Origin of the sequence: Ensifer canadensis (assembly GCF_017488845.2) — a bacterium.
GTDB lineage: Bacteria > Pseudomonadota > Alphaproteobacteria > Rhizobiales > Rhizobiaceae > Ensifer > Ensifer canadensis.
Genome location: NZ_CP083370.1, coordinates 1537569 through 1553229, shown reverse-complemented (window position 1 = coordinate 1553229; position 15661 = coordinate 1537569). Strand labels below are relative to the sequence as shown.

Genomic DNA, 15661 nt, shown 5'->3' with positions numbered 1-15661 from the left:
GTTTTGACTTAGAGCGCCTTGGCGGCCTCGAGCACTTCATTGGCGTGGCCATTGACCTTGACCTTCTCCCAAACGCGCGCAATCCGGCCGTCGGCGGCAATCAGGAAGGTGGTGCGTTCGACGCCCATATATTTGCGCCCGTAGAGGCTCTTTTCCACCCATAGACCATAGGCGTTGACGACGGATCTTTCCTCGTCGGCAGCAAGCGTGACTGCCAGATCATATTTCTTCGCAAAGCGATCGTGACGTTTCACCGAATCGGGCGAGAGCCCGATCAACTCAACGCCTGCAGCGGCAAACTCGGAGGCGAGTTCGGTGAAGGAAATCGCTTCCAAGGTGCAACTTTTCGTGTCGTCCTTGGGGTAGAAGAACAAGACGACCGGACGCCCGCGCAAGGCAGAAAGCGAAATCGTGCCGCCGCCGTCACGGGGAAGCGTGAAGTCGGGAGCGAGATCTCCGGGGGTGAGGCTTGCCATGAATAAACCTTCCTTGCGCCAAGTTTTGTGAACAATCGCCGGCTAGGGCATATCGAGAATCGGCGACCGCAGTCCAGCGGATTTGTGCTAGATTTGACAGGTTCCGGACGGGTTGCGTCGATAAGACCCTTTGCCCGGCATTCGCGCACACGAAACCCACGGATGTGTGAATGCTTTCCACAGCATGGTCGGCCAGACGTGATGACACCGTCCGGCCAGATGTGGTCTACGTGACGGCAATGATCCGTCGACCCGCTGCCGCATGATGCGTCGACGGGAGAGGCGGGCTTTCCCGTATGAACTGGAGGGCGTCCGCGCCGATGAGTGAGATCCGCGGCGAAAAAGTCGGCTTTCGCAAGAAAGACATCGTCGCGTTGCATGCGTTGCCCTCGGCGCAGGCACACGAACCCGTCATCGTGCATGCCCCGCACAAACGCGGGCTCTTGCGCTTTCTCAGCAAGATTGCCCTTTGCGGCTTACTGCTCGCCTTCATCACTGCGGCCAGCCTCATCGCCGTCGTCGAGAGCGGGGCGATCGACAGCACACTGAACGCGCGCGCCCGCACGGCGCTGAACGCGGCACTCGGCGGCGCCTATCGCGCTGAGGTCGGTAGCACCGTCGTTCGCATGACCTCGAACGGCGCGCTGGCGCTCAAGGCGCGGGAAGTGGCGCTGAGCGAAGCCACGTCCGGCCAACCTGTCGCAAAGTTGAGTTCGATATCCATTGCCCTCGACCCTCTGGCGCTGTTGACGGGCAGGATTTCGGTTTCACGTCTTGAAGCCGAAGGTGGCGACTTCGACACCGGCCTCCTGCCACGCGGCGAGCCGGTCGATCTGACGAAGATCAAGATCGCCGATGTCGGCGACGCACTGGAGCAGCTTTTTGCCCATGTCGACCGCATGTCGAAGATGGCGGCAGGGCGTGGCGACCAGACGGTGTTGCTTTCCAACTTTTCTTTCACAGTCGCCGGTGCACGTAACCGTGTCGTGCCGGTCGATGCCAAGGAGCTGGAGTTCAATCGTGATGCCGATGGCTCCATGCACGTCAAAGGCAGCGTGACCGTCGATGGAGTCGATGTCGATCTCAGCGCCAACGCTCTTGGTGCAAAGGGTCATATGTCCGGCTTCGAAGCGGCAATCTCGAACATTCCGCTGAAGCCCTTCTTCTATCACGGCCCCTTCGGCAAGGAGGCCGCCTTCGGCATCGATGCGACCGCGGGGCTGACCCTCACGGCGACACGCGCCGCCGAAGGCGCCAAGCCCGACCTTCGCGTGGCCGTCAGGACGTCGGAAGGTGCATTCCACGCCGGTGGGCTGGTTTCGACGATCAATCCCTCCCAGATGGATATCGCCTATGACTTTGAGCGGGCTGCCGTCGAGGTGCTGCCGTCGACGGTCAATATCGGTCGCTCGATCTTCCCGTTTACTGGTGCAGTGAAAGACCTCGACAGAACAGCAGGCGCAACCGATCAGGGTTTTGCCATCGATCTTTTGTTCAGGAATGCAAGTTCCGCGCCGGAGGACATTACCGAACGTCCCTTGATCTTCGATGCGAAGGCAAGCGGCCGCTTCACCTCGGATGCGCGCCACCGCCTGATCTTCGATCAGCTCGCCGTTTCCAGCCCGCTCGGCTCGATGTTCGGTTCGCTTTCGGTCGCCTTCGGCAAGACTTCGCCGCAGGTCAGCTTTGCCGCCGTCAGCGACCAGATGCAACCGACGGCCGTCAAGCAGCTTTGGCCCTGGTGGATCGCCAAGGGCGCGCGCCGCTGGGCGATCCGCAATCTCTTCGGCGGCACGGTCACTGATGCGCGCATCGAGGTTTCGGTGGCAGAGGGGCGGATCGCCCAGAACGAAGGCGAGCTGAAGCTCGACGAGAAAGAACTGAACATCACGTTCAACATCGACGAAACGCGGATCAACATTGCTGGTGAGATACCGCCGTTGCGCGACACATCGGGCACGTTCAAGCTGAGCGGCCAGCGCATGGAAGTGGGCGTAAAGCAGGGGGCGGCCTTTTTTCCCTCCGGCCGGTCCGTCGCGCTCAATGGCGGCGATTTCATCATTCCCGATGTCTACACCAAGCCGTTGATCGCGGAAATGAAGATCGAAGTTGGCGGCGAGGCAGACGCGATCGCCGAGCTCGTCACCTACAAGCCGATTCAGGCGCTGCAAAAGACACCGTTTGTCCCAGGCGACTTTACCGGCCCGCTAACCGCACAGGTCGGAGCGCGGTTTGGCCTTGTCACCGACCAGCACCCGCCACCGCCGCTCTGGCAAGTGGAGATGCAGCTTGAGGACGTCACCGTCACGCGCCCGATCGCCGGACGCGGCGTCTCCAATCTTTCCGGCACGTTCCGGGTCGACAACGAGCAAGCGGTTCTCGATGCCGATGCGGTTGTTGAAGGCGCAAAGGTCAAGATCGCGCTCACCGAACCGGTCGACAGCAAATCGAAGGTCAAACGCAAACGCGAAATCAGCGGCACACTCGATGCGGCAGCCCGGGAGAAGCTGACCCCCGGCCTGTCGAAGATCATCTTCGGGCCGATGGACGTCGATCTGGTGATCGACGAGGCTGATGTTCAGCACGTTACCGTCGATCTGACCAAGGCCAGGCTCTCGCTTCCCTGGATCGGCTGGAACAAAGGTGCAGGCATACCAGCCGAGGTGCGCTTCACATCCGACATCAACGACAGCGTTACAACCATCAAGGACTTTGCAATCGCCGGTGACGGTTTCGGCGCACGCGGTAATCTGCAGGTCGATGGCGCCGGCATCGTTAATGCAAAGCTCAGCAATGTCCGTCTGGCGCAGGGCGACGATTTCAACGTTGCCATCGATCGCCGCAAAGGCATCCATGTCGTGACGCTGAGCGGTGCCGCGGCAGACATTCGTCCGATCCTTGCCCAGATGAAGAGCGGCTCGAACGGCGACGGTGGCGCCGGTGACGACATCACCATCCAGGGTCAGCTCGGTCGCGTCGCCGGCTTCAACGGCGAAGTGCTTTCGAATGTGAACCTGGTCTATTCGGAGCGTGGCCAACAGATCGAAGACATCAATCTGTCGGCAGTCACCGGAAGCGGCCAGGCAGTAGTGGCGCGGCTCGCCAAATCCGGTGCCGACAACATTCTTGAACTGACCACCGGCGACGCCGGCTCGCTTGCTCGGTTCGCCGACATCTATAGCAACATGCGCGGTGGTCTGTTGAACATGAAGTTGCGTGATCGTGGCGGCCGGTCATGGCGCGGCTCGATCGACATCCGCAAGTTCCAGCTGGTCGGCGAGCAACGGCTGCAGTCGATGGTGTCGACGCCGGCTGGACAGGACGGACGGAGCCTCAACCAGGCGGTAAAGCGCGACATCGATGTCAGCACGGCGCGATTCGAGCGCGGTTTTGCCCAGCTTGCCCTCGACCGCAGCGCCATTCGGGTCGATGGCGGCGTCCTCAGGGGAACCGATGTCGGCGCGACTTTCCAGGGAACAGTGCGTGACGGCAACGGCATCATGGATATGACGGGTACCTTCATGCCCGCCTACGGTTTGAACCGAATTTTTGGCGAACTGCCGTTGATCGGCGTCTTGCTCGGCAATGGCCGCGACCGTGGCCTGCTCGGTATCACCTTCAAACTCAATGGCCCATTCAACCAGCCGAAGCTGACGATCAACCCGCTTTCGATCATCGCGCCCGGCGTCTTCCGCAGCATCTTCGAGTTTCAATAATAAGGCCGGCACAATGGCCGGCCTTCGAGATTCTCTAGGAGTGCACCGGCTTATGCGGGGCGAACGAGGATATGCTTCTTCTTGCCGAGCGACAGCTTGACGATGCCATCCGAGGTCACATCGCCACTGCCGATCAGGCGGCGCTCATCGCTGACGGCCTCGTCATTGATGCGCACGGCGCCGCCCTGAACGTGACGGCGGGCTTCGCCGTTGGACGAGGCAAGCCCCGCACGTACGACAAGCGTCAGCAGGCCGATGCCGGCTTCGAGTTCCGACGCAGGCACGTCGACCGACGGCAGGTTTTCGGAGACTGCCCCTTCCTCGAAGGTCTTGCGGGCGGTCTCAGCAGCTTCCTCCGCTGCCTGCCGTCCGTGCAAGATTGCGGTCACTTCCGTTGCCAGAATCTTCTTGGCATCGTTGATCTCCGATCCGCCTAAGGCAGCGAGACGATTTATTTCGGCCATGGGAAGAGTGGTGAACAATTTCATGAAGCGGATGACATCGGCATCCTCGGTATTGCGCCAATACTGCCAGAAGTCATAGATCGGCAGCAGGTCCTTGTTGAGCCAAACAGCGCCATTGACCGACTTGCCCATCTTCGCACCGGACGACGTCGTCAGAAGCGGCGAGGTGAGGGCGTAAAGCTGGGTCGTTCCCATGCGGTGGCCCAGGTCGATACCATTGATGATGTTGCCCCACTGATCCGAGCCGCCCATCTGCAATCGGCAGCCGGTGCGCTTGTGCAGTTCGACGAAGTCGTAGGCCTGCAGGATCATGTAGTTGAACTCGAGAAACGACAGCGACTGCTCGCGATCAAGCCGGGTCTTGACGCTGTCGAACGACAGCATGCGGTTGACCGAGAAATGGCGGCCAACGTCACGCAGGAATTCAAGGTAGTTAAGCCCGCGCAACCACTCAGCATTGTTGATCATCAGTGCCGGGGTCTCGGACTTGTCGTAGTCGAGGTAGTTGGCGAAGACATGCTTGAGAGAGGCAATATTGTCCTCAATTATCTCAACGGTCATCAGCTTGCGCGCCTCTTCCTTAAAGGAAGGGTCGCCAACCATGCCTGTACCGCCGCCCATCAGCGAAATCGGCTGATGGCCGGTTGCCTGGAACCAGTGCAGCAACATGATCTGTGTCAGGTGGCCAACATGCAGGCTCGAAGCGGTCGGATCGTAGCCGATATAGGCAGTCACGGTTTCCTTGCGCAGCAGTTCGTCCAAACCAGATTCGTCGGAAATCTGATGAATGAAACCGCGCTCGCTGAGGGTGTGGAGGAAATCGGACTTGAACTCGGACATGACCTGTCTCTTTCGGCTGGGTAGAACGTCTGCGCGCGGCGTTTAGCACTGTTTGGGCAAAAGTGCACGTCTTTGCTTGGCCGATGTTTTTGCTATGTAGATGGGCAACGCCTTGGAGGAATGCATGGGCAAGATCATGACCGCGATCGGCTTGATGAGCGGGACAAGCATGGACGGGATCGACGTGGCGCTGCTGCGCACCGACGGCGATGCGATCGTCGAGCAGGGACCTTCGGCGGGATACGCCTATGAGGCACGCTTCCGCGACCGGCTGAAACAGGGTCTCGAAGACGCAAAGTCGATCGCCAGCCGCGAGCAACGGCCAGGAATTTTGGCCGATCTCGAGCGGGAACTGACGCTCAGGCATGTCGAAGCGGTTCAGGCATTTCTCCGGCAGAACAACATCTTGCGCGAAAGTGTTGATGTTATCGGGTTTCACGGCCAGACCGTGCTTCACCGGCCAGACGATGCCCTGACCGTCCAGATCGGCGACGGGGCGCTGCTTGCCCGCGAAACGGGCATCGATGTCGTCTATGACATGCGCGCCAACGACATGGAGCATGGTGGCCAGGGCGCACCGCTCATTCCGGCCTATCATGCAGCACTCGCCCGGAACGCCGCAGCGAATGGCGAACTGGTTCAGCCGGTCGTTTTCGTCAACATCGGCGGCATCTCCAATCTGACATTCATCGGCGCCGACGTCGGACTGGTTGCCTACGACAGCGGGCCCGGCAACACGCTGATCGATCAATGGGTGGAGGCACATGCCGGCATTCCCTTTGACCAGGGCGGCATGATTGCCAGCGAAGGCAGCGTGCTGCCGGATCTTGCCGAACGCTATCTGCTCAATCCCTTCTTCTCCTCGGACAGGCGCCGTTCGCTCGATCGCAACGATTTCGCACCGCCAAAGGGAAAGGACGCCAATCTCGAAGACGGAGCGCGAACGCTCGCCTATGTGACGGCGGCTGCGATCATCAAATCGGCCAGTCATCTGCCAGCAGCGCCCCGAACCTACATCGTGTGCGGCGGCGGCCGGCTCAATCCGGTGATCATGCGGGATCTGGCATCGGAGGCGACAGCCCATGGTGCAAACGTGCTTGCGGCCGAAGCGGTCGGCTTCAACGGTGATTCGATGGAGGCAGAGGCCTGGGCCTATCTCGCGGTGCGTGCGCAGCGGGGGTTGCCGCTCACCTATCCCGGCACAACCGGGGTGCGCCAACCGGTCACCGGCGGCAAATTCGCATCCCGCACCGCAGGCTGACGGCAGGTACCGCCTGCCGCGATTCCCTTTGCCCGATTAATCAAATTTTCGCCTGCCACCGATAGTATCGTCCGGTGCTGCCACATGAGGTGGCACAAAGCGGCCCTGCCGTGGCAACAGACAATTCGGGTTCGTCGATGGGTGGTGCGATTTCTCTGCTGGCTGTGAACTTCGTTATCGCCCAGATATTCACTGCAGCATTTCTTGTCATTGCCGCCAAGAGCCGGTCCAGAAGGGCCGCGCTCTTTTGCGCCGGCGGCTTTGCCGTTGCCTCGCTCGCGGCGGTATTCGAAACCGTCGTGCCCTTCACATCCTTTCCCCGTTTTTTTGCCATCGGTGCATTTGCGAGCGTGCTTGCCGGTTTCTGTCTGCTGCGCTTCGGCCTTGGTCTGTTCTATCGCGTGCCAGCCAACTGGCAGGTGCTTGTCGCCTTCTTCCTGGCCTCGGTGACGCTCGACCTCGCGATCTATGATCTTCCTAGGGGAACGCTGCAGCATGCCGCCCCCTACCAGTTGCCATTCTTTGTCATCCAGGCGTGGTCGGCCTCCGTCGTCATCCGCTCCAAACGGCGCTCGGCGGCGGACTGGATCCTGCTCTCGCTGCTGGTACTGACCTCTGGCTACTATCTCCTGAAAATCTACGCGGCCGTCGCGGCCGGTTCCGGGGCAACCGCGCAGGATTATGTATCGAGCCCGTTCGCGCTGATTTCCCAGGCGCTTGGCGCCGTGCTGATCGTCAGCACCGGTCTTGCGATGCTCGGCGTCATGGTCAAGGAGATCGTCGATGATGCCCGCGCACGCTCGGAAATAGACCTCTTGTCCGGGCTCTATAACAGGCGTGGCTTCACCGAACGCGTCATCCCTATGCTCCAGCTGCGCGAGGGCCGTCAGCCGGGCACCTTGATTCTGGCCGACCTCGACCGTTTCAAACTGGTGAATGACAGCTACGGACACCACACAGGTGACGAGGTGATCCGCCAGTTTGCGCGCGTCCTGAAAGATGTCATGCCCAACCGCGCAGTTGCCGGTCGTCTTGGCGGCGAGGAGTTTGTGGTTTTCCTGCCCTCCACAGATCTGGAGGAGGCGCGGGTGGTGGCGCACGGAATGCGCGCTGCGATGATGTCGCAAAAGATCGACGGTCTTGCGGAGCAGGCGAGAGTGACGTCAAGCTTCGGCGTTGCGGCGATTGCCAAGGGTGAACCGCTCGAACAGGCGATGCAGCGGGCCGACAAGGCTCTCTATGCGGCAAAAGAAAACGGGCGCAATCGTGTGGAATGCGCCGAGGCGCTACAAAATGTGGTCAACCCATTGCCCCCACAATGGATCGGGCGGCCTTAAGAGCCGCCCGCATCGGTATCAGCGGATGCGCTTGGCAGCCGGCTCCGGCGTCAGTTCGCCGTTGAGGCGGCGGTCGAGATAATCCTCGCATTCCGCCATCAGGCCTTCGACCTGGCCGTTGAAGAAGTGGTTGGCTCCCGGCACGGTCTTGTGGGTGATGAGAATACCCTTCTGCGCCTTCAGCTTTTCGACAAGTCCGTTCACGTCCTTCTCGGGTGCCACCTTGTCCGAATCACCATTGATGATGAGGCCGGAGGACGGGCAGGGCGCCAGGAACGAGAAGTCATAGGTGTTCGGCTGCGGGGCGACGGCCATGAAGCCTTCGATTTCCGGACGGCGCATCAGGAGCTGCATGCCGATCCAGGCGCCGAAGGAATAACCGGCAACCCAACAGCTCTTCGAATCGGGATGCAGGCTCTGCACCCAGTCGAGCGCAGATGCGGCATCCGAAAGCTCGCCGGCGCCATGGTCGAACTCGCCCTGGCTACGGCCGATGCCCCGGAAGTTGAAACGCAGCGTCGTAAAGCCGCGCTTCTGGAACATGTAGAAAAGCTGGTAGACGATCTGGTTGTTCATCGTGCCGCCGAACTGTGGGTGCGGGTGCAGGATGATGGCGATCGGGGCGCTCTTCTGCTTCGAAGGCTGATAGCGGCCTTCGAGGCGGCCGGCAGGTCCGTTGAAGATAATTTCGGGCATTGGCTCTCCGGGGGTGTTCCTGGTTCGAATCTTGGTTTCGGATCGCGATGAGTCTTGACGAAAGCACTCAGCTTTTCTAAAACCTAGTTTAGAACCGTTCAAAACTTCTGTGCGGGCATTCCGCCGTGTGCTTCGTCTCATAAGGCAAGCGGTGCGGAAAATTCAAGGAAAATGCATCGTCGGTGGTTGTCGGCGGTGAGCCTATTGTTCTAGCGAAGGAAATTATGTCGACCTCGCGCATCTATATGGACTGGAACGCCACGGCGCCGCTTCTTGCCGAAGCGCGCGACGCGTGCCTGTCTGCGCTCGATCTGGTCGGCAATCCTTCCTCCGTCCATGGCGAGGGCCGGACGATCCGCACGCTGATCGAAAATGCCCGCCGCGACGTGGGCGCGCTTTGCGGCGCCAAGGCGGCAAGCGTGATCTTCACCAGCGGCGCGACCGAAGCGGCCAACATGGTGCTGACGCCCGATTTCCGCATGGGCCGCACGCCGCTGAAGATTGGCCGACTCTATGCCTCGGCGATCGAGCATCCTGCATTGCGCGAAGGCGGGCGGTTTGCGCGCGAGAACGTTTCGGAAATCCCGGTGACGACCGCCGGTGTCGTCGATCTCGAGGCCCTGCGTGCGCTTCTCGACACCCACGACCGCGAAAGCGGCCTGCCGATGGTCGCGGTGATGCTGGTCAACAACGAAACCGGCATCATTCAGCCGATCTCCGAGATTGCCGCGATCGTTCGCACCCATGGCGGTATTCTCCTCGTCGACGCCGTACAGGCGGCCGGTCGGCTGCCGCTATCTATCGAAGAACTGGGTGCGGATTTTCTCATCATCTCCTCGCACAAGATCGGCGGCCCCAAGGGCGCTGGCGCGCTTGTCGCCCGGGGTGAGATCATGATGCCGGCACCGTTGATCCGGGGCGGCGGCCAGGAAAAGGGCCATCGCTCAGGTACCGAGAACGCGGTTGCGATCGCAGGCTTTGCTGCAGCGGCGCGCAAGGCTGCCGACAACCTCGATGATCGCATGGCATCGGTCGCAGCGCTTCGCGATCGGCTGGAACAGGATATGCAGACCTCGGCGCCGGATGTGGTGATCCATGGCCGCGACGTTTCGCGCGTTGGCAACACCATCTTCTTCACGCTTCCTGGCATGAAAGCGGAAACCGGACAGATCGCCTTCGACCTCGAGGGTGTCGCACTTTCGGCGGGTTCCGCCTGCTCATCCGGCAAGGTCGGTCAGAGCCACGTGCTGACTGCAATGGGTTACGACCCCCGTCAGGGGGCACTGCGCATCTCGATCGGCCCGGCCACCACGGAGGCCGAGATCGAGCGTTGCGCGGCGGTGTTCGCCAAGGTCGCCGCAAGGCGCCGAACGACAGGTCAGGCCGCGTGAGAACGCGCGGTTGAACGAAATTGCGGAAAAGCAATTTTCCGCTTGGCAAACGGGGTGAAAAGCGCCTTTTAGCCATTACATAAGCGGTGCGCCAAGTTCGCATCGTGTTGACAAGCTACCGGACCTTGGATCCGGCAAGATTGGAGAACGACATGCCTGCCGTGCAGGAGACCATTGATCAGGTCCGTCAGATCGACGTGGACCAGTACAAATACGGGTTTGAAACCACCATCGAAGTCGAAAAGGCGCCGAAGGGCCTTTCCGAAGATATCATCCGTTTCATCTCTGCCAAGAAGAGCGAGCCGGAATGGATGCTGGAATGGCGTCTTGAGGCCTATCGCCGTTGGCTGACGATGGACGAGCCGACTTGGGCGCGCGTCAACTATCCGAAAATCGACTTCAACGACATCTATTACTACGCCGCGCCGAAGGGCACGACGGGTCCGAAGTCGCTCGACGAAGTCGACCCGGAAATTCTGAAGGTTTACGAAAAGCTCGGCATCCCGCTGAAGGAACAGGAAATCCTCGCCGGCGTGCAGAAGTCCAAGATCGCCGTCGACGCCGTCTTTGACAGCGTTTCGGTGGTGACGACCTTCAAGGAAGAGCTGAAGAAGGCCGGCGTGATCTTCATGTCGATCTCCGAGGCGATCCGCGAGCATCCCGATCTGATCAAGAAGTATCTCGGAACTGTCGTTCCGCCGACCGACAACTACTATGCGACGCTCAACTCCGCCGTCTTCACCGATGGTTCGTTCGTCTACGTGCCGAAGGGCGTTCGCTGCCCGATGGAGCTGTCGACCTACTTCCGCATCAACGAGAAGAACACCGGCCAGTTCGAGCGCACGCTGATCATCGCCGAAGAAAGCGCCTACGTTTCCTACCTCGAAGGCTGCACGGCGCCGCAGCGCGACGAAAACCAGCTGCACGCAGCTGTCGTCGAACTCGTGGCCCTCGATGAAGCCGAGATCAAGTATTCGACGGTCCAGAACTGGTACCCTGGCGACAAGCACGGCAAGGGCGGTATCTACAACTTCGTCACCAAGCGTGGCGATTGCCGCGGCAAGAACTCCAAGATCTCCTGGACCCAGGTGGAAACCGGCTCAGCGATCACCTGGAAGTATCCATCCTGCATCCTGCGCGGCGACGGTTCGCGCGGCGAGTTCTATTCGATCGCCGTATCGAACGGCCATCAGCAGATCGACAGTGGCACCAAGATGATCCACCTCGGCAAGAACACGTCGAGCCGCATCGTCTCCAAGGGCATCGCTGCCGGCGTTTCGGAAAACACCTATCGCGGCCAGGTTTCGGCCCACCGCAAGGCCGAGAACGCCCGCAACTTCACCCAGTGCGATTCGCTTTTGATCGGCGACAAATGCGGCGCGCACACCGTGCCCTACATCGAGGCAAAGAACTCGACGGCACAGTTCGAGCACGAAGCGACGACCTCGAAGATCTCCGAGGACCAGTTGTTCTACTGCCTGCAGCGCGGCATCCCGACTGAAGCGGCGATCGCGCTGATCGTCAACGGCTTCGTCAAGGAAGTGATCCAGGAACTGCCGATGGAGTTTGCCGTCGAAGCGCAGAAGCTGATCGGCATCTCGCTCGAAGGCTCGGTCGGCTGAGGCCTTGAACTGATTATTGAATGGCGCGCATCCGCTTTGCGCGCAAACAGACGTTCGTTTCCCAAGAGGACGATATAATGCTTGAAATCAAGAACCTGCACGCCCGCATCGCCGAAGACGGCACTGAAATCATCCGTGGCCTGAACCTGACGGTGAAGGCCGGCGAAGTCGCCGCCATCATGGGGCCGAACGGCTCCGGCAAGTCGACGCTGTCCTACATCCTGTCGGGCCGCGAAGACTACGAAGTGACCGAAGGCGAGATCCTTTACAACGGCGAGAACATCCTTGAGCTGGAGGCTTCCGAGCGCGCCGCCAAGGGCATCTTCCTTGCCTTCCAGTACCCGGTCGAAATCCCGGGTGTTGCCACCATGCAGTTCCTGAAGGTGGCGATGAACGAGCAGCGCAAGTATCGCGGCGAAGACGAGCTGACGACACCGGAATTCATGCGCCGTGTCAAGGAAGCCGCTGCCGAGCTCAAGATCGCTCCGGAAATGCTGCGTCGCCCGCTCAACGTCGGCTTCTCCGGCGGTGAGAAGAAGCGCGCCGAGATCCTGCAGATGGCGTTGCTCGAGCCGAAGCTGTGCGTGCTTGATGAAACCGACTCCGGCCTCGACATCGATGCGCTGAAGATCGTCGCCGACGGCGTCAACGCACTGCGTTCGCCCGACCGCGCCGTCATCGTCATCACCCACTACCAGCGCCTGCTCGACTACATCGTTCCGGACACGGTGCACGTGCTCTACAAGGGCCAGGTCATCAAGTCGGGCGACAAGGCGCTTGCACACGAACTCGAAGCCAACGGCTACGCTGATATCATCGAGGCTGCAGCCTAGGGCCTGTTGAAGGAGTGTTCGAATGAATATGCAACAGGCAATCAAGATGACGGCAGCCGAAACGGCGCTCGTCGATGCCTATACCGCGCAGATCGGCGATCTACCCGGCGACGGCTCGGTGCTGTCGGTTCGTGACACCTTGGTGCACGAACTGCGGACATCAGGCCTGCCGACGCGCCGCGTCGAGTCCTGGCACTATACCGATCTTCGCACGCTGCTGCGTGCGGTACCTGCCGCCGACCCGACGGCTTTTGCTGATCGCGTCGAGGCGCTTGTCGCCGGCTCGACAGTACTTGCGGTGCGCAACGGCCATGCCGACCTCAAGGGCAATGCGCCCGAGGGCGTGACGATGCGCTCCTACACCGACAGCCTGCTCGACGGGTCGGCTGCTGCCGGCCTTGCGGTGCTCGGCTCGGACGACGCAATCGGCCGCATCAACGGCGGCCTCGTGCGCGGTGGTATCGAGCTTGCGATCGCAGACGGAACCGAGCTGGAAGACCCGCTTGAAATTCAGTTGGTGCAGAGCATCGGCCAGTCGCACACGCGCTTCCCGGTTTCCTTCGGTGCGAACACCAAGGCGACTGTGATCGAACGTCACCTGTCAACCGATGCCGGCGAGAGCCTGGTCTCAACGGTCAGCGACGTTGCGGTTGGCGAGGGTGCCGACATCATCTGGATCATCCTGCAGCAGCAGGGAGCCGCAGACACCCATCTCGGGCAGATGCGCTTCGATCTCGCCAAGGACGCCAAGCTGTATCTTTTCGTCATCAATGCCGGCGGCAAGCTGGTGCGACAGGAGATCCACGGCAAGACGAGCGGCGAAGGCGCTGATTTCAAGCTACGCGGCATCAACCTGCTCGGCGGCGAAAGCCACACGGACGTCACCTTCACGCTTGGCCATAACGTGCCGCACACCACATCGACGGAAATCATCCGCAACGTGGTCTTCGATCGCGCCAAAGGCGTCTTCCAGGGCAAGATCCTGGTTGCCAAGGACGCGCAGAAGACTGACGCGCGGATGGCGTGCAACACGCTGCTTCTTTCGGACGATGCCGACCTTTCGTCCAAGCCCGAGTTGGAGATCTTTGCGGACGACGTGCAGTGCGGTCACGGCGCGACGGTTACTGACATCGACCACACGCAGCTCTTCTATCTGCTTGCGCGCGGTATTCCGGAAAACAAGGCGCGGGCGATGCTCGTCAACGCCTTCGTCGCCGAAATCGTCGAGGAACTCGACGACGAGCCGCTGGTCGAGGCGCTGGAAGGCGTAATCTCGGCCTGGCTCGTGAAGCATGCCTGACAGGCGCGACTGATTGGATTGAAAGACATGGAACACACTGTGCCGGTGCCAGCCTATGACGTCGAAGCGATCCGCAAGGATTTTCCGATCCTGTCCCGGACTGTCTATGGCAAACCGCTTGTCTATCTCGACAACGGCGCATCGGCGCAGAAGCCGCAGTCAGTCATCGACGCGGTGAGCCATGCCTACGCCAACGAATACGCCAACGTGCATCGGGGCCTGCATTTCCTCTCGAATGCCGCCACCGAGGCCTATGAAGCGTCGCGCGAGAAAGTGCGCCGCTTCCTGAACGCGCCATCGGCCGACAACATCATCTTCACAAAATCCTCCACCGAGGCGATCAATACAGTCGCCTATGGCTACGGTATGCCGAAGCTTAGCGAGGGCGACGAGATCGTGCTGTCGATCATGGAGCACCACTCTAACATCGTGCCTTGGCATTTCATCCGCGAACGCCAGGGCGCCAAGCTGGTCTGGGCGCCGATCGACGACGATGGCGTGTTCCACATCGAAGATTTCGTCAAGTGCCTGACGGAGCGCACCAAGCTCATCGCCATTACCCACATGTCGAATGCTCTGGGCACCGTTGTACCGGTCAAGGAGATCTGCCGGATTGCCCGCGAGCGCGGCATTCCGGTGCTGGTCGACGGCAGCCAGGGCGCAGTCCACATGCCTGTCGACGTGCAGGACATCGACTGCGACTGGTACGTGATGACCGGCCACAAGCTCTACGGTCCCTCGGGGATCGGCGTGCTTTACGGCAAGATGGACCGCCTGAAGGAAATGCGCCCGTTCATGGGTGGCGGTGAAATGATCGAGGAAGTGACCGAAGACCGCGTCACCTACAACGATCCGCCGCATCGTTTCGAAGCCGGAACGCCGCCGATCGTCCAGGCGATCGGGCTTGGCTACGCGCTCGACTACATGGAAAAGATCGGCCGGGCGGCGATCACCAGGCACGAAGCCGACCTGACCGCCTATGCGCGCGAGCGCCTGTCGAGGATCAACTCGCTGAAAGTGTTCGGCAATGCGCCTGATAAGGGCAGCATCTTTTCCTTCGAGATCGCAGGCGTTCACGCCCATGACATCTCGACGGTGATCGACCGCGCCGGCGTCGCAGTTCGCGCGGGCACCCATTGTGCGCAGCCGCTCTTGAAACGCTTCGGCGTCACCTCCACATGCCGCGCATCCTTCGGCCTCTACAATACGCGGGCTGAAGTGGACGCATTGGCTGACGCGCTTGAGTACGCGCGCAAGTTCTTCGCCTGATCGGGTTTGGAAAATGGTTCAGAGTTTCAACTCAAGCATCTGAACTGAAAGAGAAAGTCTAGGAGGCCGACATGAGCCTGGATGCAACGGAAGACAAGATCGACGTGCGCGAGGGCATCGTGCATTCGGAAATCCCGTCCGAAGAACTGGCACGTCTGAGCGACGATATCATCAGCGCGCTGAAGACCGTCTACGACCCGGAAATCCCCGCCGACATCTTCGAGCTCGGCCTGATCTACAAGATCGACATCGAAGATGACCGCATGGTCAAGATCGACATGACGTTGACCGCGCCGGGCTGCCCCGTCGCCGGCGAGATGCCCGGCTGGGTCGAAAATGCGGTGGGCGCCGTCGAAGGCGTGTCGGGAGTCGAGGTCTCTATGACCTTCGATCCGCCGTGGACGCCTGACCGCATGTCGGAAGAGGCACAGGTGGCCATCGGTTGGTACTGACCGC

12 protein-coding genes are annotated in these 15661 nt (G+C 60.7%); 9 read left to right on the top strand and 3 right to left on the bottom strand.

What is annotated here, in order from left to right:
- Positions 1–8: 8 nt before the first annotated feature.
- On the bottom strand, positions 9–476 hold the full coding sequence (locus tag J3R84_RS07625) for a peroxiredoxin (protein ID WP_025427128.1): 468 nt from the start codon (positions 474–476) through the stop codon (positions 9–11).
- Positions 477–796: 320 nt separating this feature from the next.
- On the opposite strand from J3R84_RS07625, the gene J3R84_RS07620 reads away from it, so the two are divergent.
- Entirely contained in the window at positions 797–4192 is a 3396-nt protein-coding gene (locus tag J3R84_RS07620) for a YhdP family protein (protein WP_084814275.1), read from the top strand.
- Positions 4193–4242: 50 nt separating this feature from the next.
- On the opposite strand, the gene tyrS is transcribed toward J3R84_RS07620, so the two are convergent.
- Positions 4243–5496 (bottom strand): tyrosine--tRNA ligase, encoded by a 1254-nt coding sequence (gene tyrS, locus J3R84_RS07615; RefSeq protein ID WP_057208646.1) that lies wholly within the window; start codon positions 5494–5496, stop codon positions 4243–4245.
- A 124-nt stretch (positions 5497–5620) separates the two neighbouring features.
- On the opposite strand from tyrS, the gene J3R84_RS07610 reads away from it, so the two are divergent.
- Positions 5621–6757 (top strand): anhydro-N-acetylmuramic acid kinase, encoded by a 1137-nt coding sequence (locus tag J3R84_RS07610; RefSeq protein ID WP_057208644.1) that lies wholly within the window; start codon positions 5621–5623, stop codon positions 6755–6757.
- Between the two features lie 137 nt (positions 6758–6894).
- Positions 6895–8094, top strand: coding sequence for a GGDEF domain-containing protein (locus J3R84_RS07605; protein ID WP_057208642.1), 1200 nt, complete (start codon positions 6895–6897; stop codon positions 8092–8094).
- 18 nt (positions 8095–8112) lie between these two features.
- On the opposite strand, the gene J3R84_RS07600 is transcribed toward J3R84_RS07605, so the two are convergent.
- Positions 8113–8790: an alpha/beta hydrolase gene (locus tag J3R84_RS07600; RefSeq protein WP_025427123.1), complete on the bottom strand. Its 678-nt coding sequence runs from the start codon at positions 8788–8790 to the stop codon at positions 8113–8115.
- A gap of 224 nt (positions 8791–9014) precedes the next feature.
- On the opposite strand from J3R84_RS07600, the gene J3R84_RS07595 reads away from it, so the two are divergent.
- From J3R84_RS07595 to J3R84_RS07570, 6 genes are all read left to right on the top strand, one after another.
- On the top strand, positions 9015–10181 hold the full coding sequence (locus J3R84_RS07595; protein WP_025427122.1) for a cysteine desulfurase family protein: 1167 nt from the start codon (positions 9015–9017) through the stop codon (positions 10179–10181).
- 152 nt (positions 10182–10333) lie between these two features.
- Positions 10334–11803 (top strand): Fe-S cluster assembly protein SufB, encoded by a 1470-nt coding sequence (sufB, locus tag J3R84_RS07590; RefSeq protein WP_025427121.1) that lies wholly within the window; start codon positions 10334–10336, stop codon positions 11801–11803.
- A gap of 77 nt (positions 11804–11880) precedes the next feature.
- Complete coding sequence (gene sufC, locus J3R84_RS07585; protein WP_025427120.1) at positions 11881–12636, top strand: Fe-S cluster assembly ATPase SufC; 756 nt, start codon at positions 11881–11883, stop codon at positions 12634–12636.
- A gap of 22 nt (positions 12637–12658) precedes the next feature.
- Entirely contained in the window at positions 12659–13936 is a 1278-nt protein-coding gene (gene sufD / locus J3R84_RS07580; protein ID WP_025427119.1) for a Fe-S cluster assembly protein SufD, read from the top strand.
- A 27-nt stretch (positions 13937–13963) separates the two neighbouring features.
- Positions 13964–15205 (top strand): cysteine desulfurase, encoded by a 1242-nt coding sequence (locus J3R84_RS07575; protein ID WP_057208634.1) that lies wholly within the window; start codon positions 13964–13966, stop codon positions 15203–15205.
- 71 nt (positions 15206–15276) lie between these two features.
- Positions 15277–15657 (top strand): SUF system Fe-S cluster assembly protein, encoded by a 381-nt coding sequence (locus J3R84_RS07570; RefSeq protein ID WP_025427117.1) that lies wholly within the window; start codon positions 15277–15279, stop codon positions 15655–15657.
- Positions 15658–15661: the final 4 nt, after the last annotated feature.

Bases quoted from the DNA above. Each gene is read 5' to 3' on its own strand.
- J3R84_RS07625 (WP_025427128.1), bottom strand. From the start codon at position 476: ATGGCAAGCCTCACCCCCGGAGATCTCGCTCCCGACTTCACGCTTCCC.
- J3R84_RS07620 (WP_084814275.1), top strand. From the start codon at position 797: ATGAGTGAGATCCGCGGCGAAAAAGTCGGCTTTCGCAAGAAAGACATC.
- tyrS (WP_057208646.1), bottom strand. From the start codon at position 5,496: ATGTCCGAGTTCAAGTCCGATTTCCTCCACACCCTCAGCGAGCGCGGT.
- J3R84_RS07610 (WP_057208644.1), top strand. From the start codon at position 5,621: ATGGGCAAGATCATGACCGCGATCGGCTTGATGAGCGGGACAAGCATG.
- J3R84_RS07605 (WP_057208642.1), top strand. From the start codon at position 6,895: ATGGGTGGTGCGATTTCTCTGCTGGCTGTGAACTTCGTTATCGCCCAG.
- J3R84_RS07600 (WP_025427123.1), bottom strand. From the start codon at position 8,790: ATGCCCGAAATTATCTTCAACGGACCTGCCGGCCGCCTCGAAGGCCGC.
- J3R84_RS07595 (WP_025427122.1), top strand. From the start codon at position 9,015: ATGTCGACCTCGCGCATCTATATGGACTGGAACGCCACGGCGCCGCTT.
- sufB (WP_025427121.1), top strand. From the start codon at position 10,334: ATGCCTGCCGTGCAGGAGACCATTGATCAGGTCCGTCAGATCGACGTG.
- sufC (WP_025427120.1), top strand. From the start codon at position 11,881: ATGCTTGAAATCAAGAACCTGCACGCCCGCATCGCCGAAGACGGCACT.
- sufD (WP_025427119.1), top strand. From the start codon at position 12,659: ATGAATATGCAACAGGCAATCAAGATGACGGCAGCCGAAACGGCGCTC.
- J3R84_RS07575 (WP_057208634.1), top strand. From the start codon at position 13,964: ATGGAACACACTGTGCCGGTGCCAGCCTATGACGTCGAAGCGATCCGC.
- J3R84_RS07570 (WP_025427117.1), top strand. From the start codon at position 15,277: ATGAGCCTGGATGCAACGGAAGACAAGATCGACGTGCGCGAGGGCATC.